At 47.8% G+C, this 7709-nt stretch carries 7 protein-coding genes and 1 tRNA gene; all 8 read right to left on the bottom strand.

Annotated elements, in window-relative coordinates:
* Positions 1-55 precede the first annotated feature (55 nt).
* A complete protein-coding gene (locus AC3DOM_RS13585; RefSeq protein ID WP_487919586.1) occupies positions 56-1294 on the bottom strand; it encodes a DNA methyltransferase in 1239 nt (412 codons plus the stop codon).
* Positions 1295-1356: 62 nt separating this feature from the next.
* On the bottom strand, positions 1357-2391 hold the full coding sequence (locus AC3DOM_RS13580) for a L,D-transpeptidase (protein ID WP_487919585.1): 1035 nt from the start codon (positions 2389-2391) through the stop codon (positions 1357-1359).
* A 149-nt stretch (positions 2392-2540) separates the two neighbouring features.
* Positions 2541-2774, bottom strand: coding sequence for an SWIM zinc finger family protein (locus AC3DOM_RS13575; RefSeq protein WP_487919584.1), 234 nt, complete (start codon positions 2772-2774; stop codon positions 2541-2543).
* A gap of 180 nt (positions 2775-2954) precedes the next feature.
* Positions 2955-3797: an NAD+ synthase gene (locus AC3DOM_RS13570; protein ID WP_487919583.1), complete on the bottom strand. Its 843-nt coding sequence runs from the start codon at positions 3795-3797 to the stop codon at positions 2955-2957.
* A 202-nt stretch (positions 3798-3999) separates the two neighbouring features.
* The gene (locus AC3DOM_RS13565; protein ID WP_487919582.1) at positions 4000-4878 is read right to left on the bottom strand and encodes a nitrilase-related carbon-nitrogen hydrolase; all 879 of its coding nucleotides are present in this window, start codon (positions 4876-4878) and stop codon (positions 4000-4002) included.
* An 81-nt stretch (positions 4879-4959) separates the two neighbouring features.
* Positions 4960-5046 (bottom strand) — tRNA-Ser (locus tag AC3DOM_RS13560).
* 23 nt (positions 5047-5069) lie between these two features.
* Positions 5070-6464, bottom strand: coding sequence for an MBL fold metallo-hydrolase (locus AC3DOM_RS13555; RefSeq protein WP_487919581.1), 1395 nt, complete (start codon positions 6462-6464; stop codon positions 5070-5072).
* A gap of 141 nt (positions 6465-6605) precedes the next feature.
* Positions 6606-7709 (bottom strand): ribonuclease D (locus AC3DOM_RS13550; RefSeq protein ID WP_487919580.1); only part of this gene is annotated, 1104 nt, incomplete at its 5' end.

Below are 7709 nucleotides of genomic sequence, written 5' to 3'. Positions count from 1 at the left end.
TCGGTCACCGCTCAGAGACTGGATGCTTTTCCATCAAAATACGCTTGATAATGTACTAGCGGTGTAAGATCATTTGATATCGCTTTCCGTCGACCCCTACGCCGCGAACGCATATCTCTGCACCAATTTCACCCTCTAAAAGCAGACTTTCGGGAATTGAGCCGTGACGCACGGGGAGCAGGGCTTGCATCCTGCTTTTGAATATCTGCCCATCCCAGACGGGATCCACCTCCCAATAAGCCAGATCTGACAGAAAATCTGCCTCGATAATTATTTGATTCCCTTCGAGATGCGCAAAGTTAAGGGATTCTGCGGGAGGGAGTGGGGAAGCGGTATCCCGCTCAAAGGTGAAGGAAGATGTGGTTTTCGCAGTGAGCCTGCCACGGGTCGTGTGTGCTGCTCGCCAGGTTGCATCGGTGGCTATATATCGGCGACCTGATTTTGCCGCCACCCGCGCAGTCGTCCCCGATCCGGAAAAGAAATCCGCTACGAGATCTCCTTCATTAGATGAGGCTTTAATAATCCGCTCTAAAAGGGCCTCTGGTTTTTGGGTGGGATAGCCGGTGCGCTCATTGTGCAGGCGGGCGACGACGGGGAAGTACCACCAGTCCTCGGGAACTTTGCCACGTTTGAGATCGGGCACTTTGCCAAAGCCCGCTTTTTTGGATGATTTAAAGGTTTTTACCGTATTGGGGTTATAAGGTTCCCTGACTGCATCGGCATTGAAGGTATATTCTTTGCTCTTGGTATAAGAGAGAATAATATCGTGTTTGCGATTGAATGCGCTCTTGATCGGAGAAGGTCCATGATAGGTCCACACAATTTCGTTCAGCAGCCGGTCTTCTCCGAATATTTCATCAAGAAGAAGACGGGCGTAGGCATTGGCGTGCCAATCGAGATGGAGGTATAAGCTGCCATCTGGAGCAAGCAGGCGATGCATCAGGATCAGGCGCTGGTAGAGGAAGTCGAGATAGGCATCGAGGTTAGGCCAATGATCGTGGTAGCCCTCTGCCATTTGCCATTCTTTCGGTTTACGGGAATCTTCGTCTCGTCCAACGCGGGCCTGGAATTTTCGATTGGTAAAAAAGGGAGGGTCAATATAGATCAGGTTGATGCGCCCCTCGTATTCTGGCAGGAGGGCAGCCATAATCGCAAGGTTATCACCAAGGATGACCCGATTTTCAGGAGGGCTTATTTTTTGTTCGGAAGTGGATGGAAAAACCCAGGCCTCTGTTTTCAGAGTGGCAGCTTGGAGTTTGGCGCGTTTCTTTTCAGGCCAGGTAAGAAGAGGCATAATTGGGGTAATTTCCTCTCCATTAGGGAGAAGGGTAGGGTGTGGGGGAGGTGAACCTAGCTCTAGCTATAAAAAATATTGATCGTCGTTCCGTGACCGCGCCTGTAGAGCTGCGGGCCATCGTGGATCGGACGCAGCCAACGGAAGAGCCATTTGGCTTCGTTAGTGCGCATATTGATACAACCCTGACTCATCGGCACACCATAATTATCATGCCAATAGGTGCCGTGAAAAGCATGTCCCGCTTCAGTAAAGAAGCAAGTCCAGGGAACACCGGGGAGTTCATAGGCATCTGGGCCAGATGCAAGACTACCGTTTCCCATATGCTTGGAGGGCATTTTTTCGCGAACATTAAAGGTTCCGGGAGGCGTGTTCAACCCAATCCCATTTGGATTGCCCTGATTTAAGCCGGATGAGATCGTTGCTTCGAAAACGGCTTTTTCGTATTCATAGGCGATCACACGTTGCGTGGAAAGATCAACATCGACACGTTTGTCTAGAAATTCAATTTCAGGGGTGATAGGAGCCAGAGATTCCGGGGGGATCATCCGCAAGTGGGAGGATTGTACATAATAAGGAACGGAAACAAGCTCATCAAATATGCGATACCAGAGTTTTCCATCAGGCCCTTCACCAATCTCGTCAACCCAGTGGACAGATTCATAATAAAGGAGATAAAGCTCTTCCCACCCGTAAAATTTCGTATAACGCATTGCACGTGTATAAGGAACCGTTACCTCTGCCAGATAACGCGTACCCTCTTCAAGGTTGGTTATCGTGGGATTATAAATCGTTTGAACTGGTTGCAAGCGGGCACGGTGGACAAAACCACCCCAAACGCGATACCAAACGGGATTATATGCTGGCGTTTCGGCAATCACTTTTTCATAGACGGTCAGTAAATCGTCACGATACCATTGCCCTACAATCCGACTCTCGTCGTTGGGTTGGCTGTGTACGCTAATGGCATCGGTTGCTACGCGGACCAGCATCCGATCATCGAAAAAACCAAAATCACTTTTTCCGGATGAAAAAGCCATACTGCCAAAAGCGAGCGCGCTGAGTTTGAGAAAATCTCTTCTTGAAATATTAGTCATTGTGGCTGAATTTTACCCTAATTTGAGAATGATAATAATTTGCATAAATTACTTATTGTATGGGATGATCCCTGGAAATCATTTCTTACAAAAAAAGACAGCCTTCATTAATGGTGAAGGTTGTCTTTTCTGTTTGGATCAATTTATGATTAGTTTAGGGGTGTCATACCCTTCATGATCTCTTCAATTGCCATTGTATGGCTGCAAAATTCGCGTGACTGGTAAAAATCGCATGTACAGCTTAATTTTCCGTCTTTTAGCTTCACGCGATGACCATTATTTGTTCCATCTACCGAGATTTCAAGTGTTTCAACTGTAAAACGTTCCCGCTCTTCTGCATAGCGTTTTGCTTTCTGAATTTTACCGATCATACCAGAATCCATTTTTTATCTCCTTTAGTGAATAGATACAAAAAAACACGCGAAAATCGCGTGTTTTTGATTGCAAAAGGGGGATAGGTCGTCTGAACTCGCATAAGATTTTTTATCCTGTCCTATCAGTATATAGTGGAATCAGGATGAAGTCAACAGATATTCTCAAATTCTAACAAATTTGTAATATATCTATGTTCCCCAATCGCGCAAATAAAGGAAATCATACCCAATCGTGCGGTTGCTGACTTTTGCGATTGGCGGCATCATTCGTTTGAACTGATTGCGTTGCACTCGCCGCATAACGGAGCGCACAAAATTCTGGTCAAAGCCGGCCTCCACACACTCTTCCAGTCGATATCGCTGGTCAATCAGCAAATAAAATAACCTATCCACATCTTCGTAAGTGAAACCAAGTTCATCTTCATCGGTCTGATTTGCCCACAGATCTGCAGAGGGGGCTTTGTCTACAATTTCCTCCGGAATACCCAATGCGCGTGAAAGCTGGCGCACCTGTGTTTTGTAGAGATCGCCAATTGGATTGATCGCAGAAGCCGCATCACCATAAATCGTTGAGTATCCCAGCAAAATCTCGGTTTTATTGCCAGTCCCGATCACCAGCCCGCCAAAAGATTCCGACTGATCATATAAGACGATCATCCGGCAGCGCGCCATAATATTGCCTTTGCGCGTTTTTGACATTTCAGGATCAAGGGCGATCAGTGGATCAGCCATCTCTGTGATCGGGATGGTTAACGATTGGACGCCAAATTTCTCTATCACCAATTGAGCATGGTCGAGAGAATCCTGGCTGGAGGCCTTATACGGCATCCGCACAGCGAGGACATTCTCCTTTCCAATTGCTTCCGCGGCCAATACGCAGGATAATGCTGAATCAATTCCGCCCGAAAGCCCGACCACAGCACGCGTAAACCCAACGCGGTTTAATTCCGATTTAATGAAACCGGTTAATATTTTTCGTGCCAGGTCAGTGTTGATGGATAAGTCAGATATTGTCATTTTGTCCAGAACCATTCCCAATCTCCTCGTACACTTGGGCATAATTACCGCTTAGCGCTTTTATTTTTCATCCTTACCCAAACGCTCTGCGTTGGTGTATTTCTGTGAAAATCCGCAACGCGGAGCATTGCTATCAGGTTTTTGGCTTGTGGGTATATTTCGCTTGTCATTCATTCTAGAACTTCTTCAGTTAGGGTTTCTTTCCATGGATGCATAGTTACCGTCCTGTATGAGCAGTCCCATCGTTTGCCTCGAGAATTCGTCTCAACTCGCGCTGTACCAAAGCGGTCCGTTCATCACGCAGAAGGGGCAGGCGCGCCCGGGTGCGGTGGAGTTGGTTTAAATCCAATTCAGCAAAGGTGAGCGCTTCCTCATGGTAGGGCCCTTTGGCAATTAATTCGCCGTTGGGATCATACACCGTCCCACCACCCCAGAAATTCAGCCCATCTTCATAGCCGACACGATTGCTATGGGCGACAAAGGAGGTGAATAGATTGGCGTAAGCCCGATTGGTATGCTCCACCCAGCGCGCGGATTCAAGCCGGTCATCATCTTTCAGACCTCGTCCTGGGGAGGCAGAGGTCAGCAGGAGAATATCCGCCCCATCCAGCCAGAGCAGATAGGGAGGGGAGATATGCCAAAAATCTTCGCAGATCAGCATTCCGACCCGGCCAAAGCGTGTATCAAAGGCACGAATGGAGTCTCCCAGGGCGAAAAAGCGCCCTTCGTCGAAAAGTCCATAAGTGGGCAGATAGACCTTGTGATGGACGTGGAGAACCTCACCTTCTGAAAGATATGCATCTGCAATATAGAAGCGATGACGGTTGTCTTCATTAACAAAGCCGACCACGATATCGATCTCTTGGCTGGCTTCGAGAAGGGGGCGAAAGATGGGGTCATCTTTTGTGGGAGAGTGGGCTACGCTTGGGGTCAGGTCCTGAAGGGTATATCCCGTCAGAGAAAGTTCGGGAAAGAGGATCAAGCCTGCGTCCTGTTCGCGGGCGTGACCGATCAGGTCGAGATGTTTTTCGAGATTCGCATCCACATCCCCGAGCTTGGTATTAATTTGTGCGAGGGCAAGTTTTAATATAGTCATTGGTTTGATTTTCTGCCAGCTGATTAATTTCACCTAATCTTACCAAAAAAATAACCGCCGAGAGAAGGTTCGGCGGTTTAGCGGAGAGGGTGGGATTCGAACCCACGGTGACCCTAAAGCCACAGCGGTTTTCGAGACCGCCCCAATCGTCCACTCTGGCACCTCTCCATTGGGCGGCCTGTATTATACTCTTAAATTTCAAAGACAGAATGTGGTTCGGGATAATAAACTGCCTTGAAACCATTCATCTCCAATTCTTTTTTGAGAGGCAATGCGCCGCGTTCTTCCGCGTGGACGAGGAAGATTTTTTGAACCTGATCTTTAACTGCTGAAGCGTATTCAAAGAGCAGGTCACGCCCTGCGTGGGCAGAAAGACCGCCGATAGTCTCTACCCTGGCTTTGCGGTTAAATTTTTCACCAAATATTTTGATCTTTGTCTCACGATCGGCAAGTCGACGTCCAAGCGTATGTGGGGCCTGCCAACCGACTATAAGAATAGTATTGGAGGGATCTTCGATATTATTGCGCAAGTGATGCAAAATGCGTCCAGCCTCTGCCATCCCTGAGGCAGAGATGATAACGGCGGGTTTTTTATAGTCGTTAATCGCTTTGGATTCTTCGACTGAACGAGTGTAGTTAATTTGAGCGAAATCCAGGGCAGCGTGGCCGTGCTCTCGAATATGATTGATGGTTTCTTCATCCATTACCTCAGGATGTTCATTGAAAATTTGGGAGGCGTTAATTGCCAGGGGGCTATCGACATAGATTGGCACAGTGGGGATTTCACCCGCTGTGATCATTTCGTGGAGGAAAACGGCCAATTCCTGGGTACGTCCCACCGCGAAGGCCGGGATGATGACCTTGCCACCGCGCTCAATCGTTTCCTGGATGACCGCGCGCAGCTCTTCATAAGCCTTTTCTGGTGAGCGGTGAGCCTTATCCCCATAGGTTGATTCCATAATGAGATAGTCGGCGTTGACTGGCAGAACCGGATCGCGGAGGAGGGGCAGGTCACGGCGGCCAATATCGCCTGAGAACCAGAGACGAAATTTGCGCCCATCTTCTTCTATATCCAGAGCGATTCCTGCGGAGCCAAGTATATGCCCCGCATCCATGAAGGTCGCCCGGACACCCTCAGCAACCTGACTAGGGGCATCATATTCGACCGATTGAAAATGCCCGGCGACGATCTCAGCATCTTCCAATGTATATAGGGGCTCAACAGGAGGCAGCCCTTTTTTGGCACGCTTTTTATTAACGAAAGCCGCATCGCTCTCCTGGATATGACCAGAATCACGTAACATAAGTTTAACGAGGTGGGTGGTTGCTCGAGTCGCAATGATCTTTCCGGGATACCCTTGTTTTACAAGATTTGGCAGATTGCCGCTATGATCAATATGGGCATGAGAAAGTAGAACCGCGTCAATTTTTGAGGGATCAAAGGGGAAGTTTCGGTTGCGCTCATAGGTTTCTTTACGCTTGCCTTGAAAGAGACCACAGTCGAGCAGGATGCGTGAACCGTTAATTTCAAGGCGGTGCATGGACCCTGTTACTGTGCGGGCTGCACCATGAAATTTGATTTTCATAAAGCCTCCTGTTTGGTTTTCTATTCAGATGTGAATAAAGAAAGAAAGCTTACGCAAATAATTTTAGAGAGATAAAATAAACTCCCATTACTGGAGGCTGGGAATATCCTTCAATGAAATCATATTGTCACAACATCTCAGTTATGATTTTGACATTGTAATAAGAATCTCGTCCCCAAATTGCCTCATTCGCCAGGGGGATTTATCCATAATTGTTGCTAAAGATTTATTGTCGCAGGGGTTTTCTTTGGCGATAGTCTCCATCATATAGCGCGGCAGGATGATATCGGATTCTACCCCCATCGTTTTGGCTTTTTCCTTGCGCCACTCGCGCATGTTGTCGAGACGGAAGAGATAAGCATCACTTGGGCGAGGGGAGGATGTGCGATGGACGAGATCAGCGCACCGCCCTTGTTCTACTGCTGCAAGAAGGCTTTTCCCAAAGCGGTTGATCTGTCGAGAGGTGAAACCATCGATCTCGAGATCACGCCTGTTCCGGGGCTGAGACACCGCTAATTTTAATAATGTTTTGTTGCCAACAATTTTGAAAACTGGTCGGTTAAGCTTTTCAGCTAATTGCTCACGGGCCAGGTAAACCTCATTCAAAATGGTAGCCTGCCGCGGGGCAAGTTTGGCCCGCCCCCCGATCCGCTCCCAGCCGGGAAGTTGTTGGCGGTCACGAATTCCGTTGAGGGAGGCAGCTAAAACAAAATCTTCCTGCGCCAATTCCCAACGCTCTCTGTCTACCAGTTCGCTTTGAAATATCTCTCTGAGGGAAATCAGATAGTGAGTATCAAGACGGGCATAGTTGAGCATTTTAGGGGTGAGTGGACGTTTGCCCCAATCTGCCTTTTGATATTTTTTATTCACCTGTACATTAAATTTCTGATCCAGAATTTTGCCCAGGCCAACGGCCTCATAACCAAGAATTCGTGCCGCGATCATCGTATCGAAAATATTGGTAAAGTGAAAACCAAAATCACGTTTTAGACAGATCAGATCATACTCGGCAGCGTGGAAGATTTTTTCAATCTGTGGGTCTTCGAACAGGGGTGACAAAAGGTTGAGATCAGTCAGGGCAATAGGATCAAGGAGATAATCTTGTGTGGGTGTTGAAAACTGGATTAAACAAACCTGCTCGCGATATGCGTGCAGGCTATTTGATTCGGTATCAATGGCAATGCGTGGTACCTGTGCGAGATCTTCAAGCAATTTTTTTAGATCGGTCTCACTTGCAATCCATCG

The organism is Candidatus Desulfolinea nitratireducens (assembly GCF_982879505.1).
This window is presented reverse-complemented; position numbering and strand designations above follow the sequence as displayed.

Coding starts and splice junctions, on each gene's coding strand:
- AC3DOM_RS13585 (WP_487919586.1), bottom strand. CDS start 1,294: ATGCCTCTTCTTACCTGGCCTGAAAAGAAACGCGCCAAACTCCAAGCT.
- AC3DOM_RS13580 (WP_487919585.1), bottom strand. CDS start 2,391: ATGACTAATATTTCAAGAAGAGATTTTCTCAAACTCAGCGCGCTCGCT.
- AC3DOM_RS13575 (WP_487919584.1), bottom strand. CDS start 2,774: ATGGATTCTGGTATGATCGGTAAAATTCAGAAAGCAAAACGCTATGCA.
- AC3DOM_RS13570 (WP_487919583.1), bottom strand. CDS start 3,797: ATGGTTCTGGACAAAATGACAATATCTGACTTATCCATCAACACTGAC.
- AC3DOM_RS13565 (WP_487919582.1), bottom strand. CDS start 4,878: ATGACTATATTAAAACTTGCCCTCGCACAAATTAATACCAAGCTCGGG.
- AC3DOM_RS13555 (WP_487919581.1), bottom strand. CDS start 6,464: ATGAAAATCAAATTTCATGGTGCAGCCCGCACAGTAACAGGGTCCATG.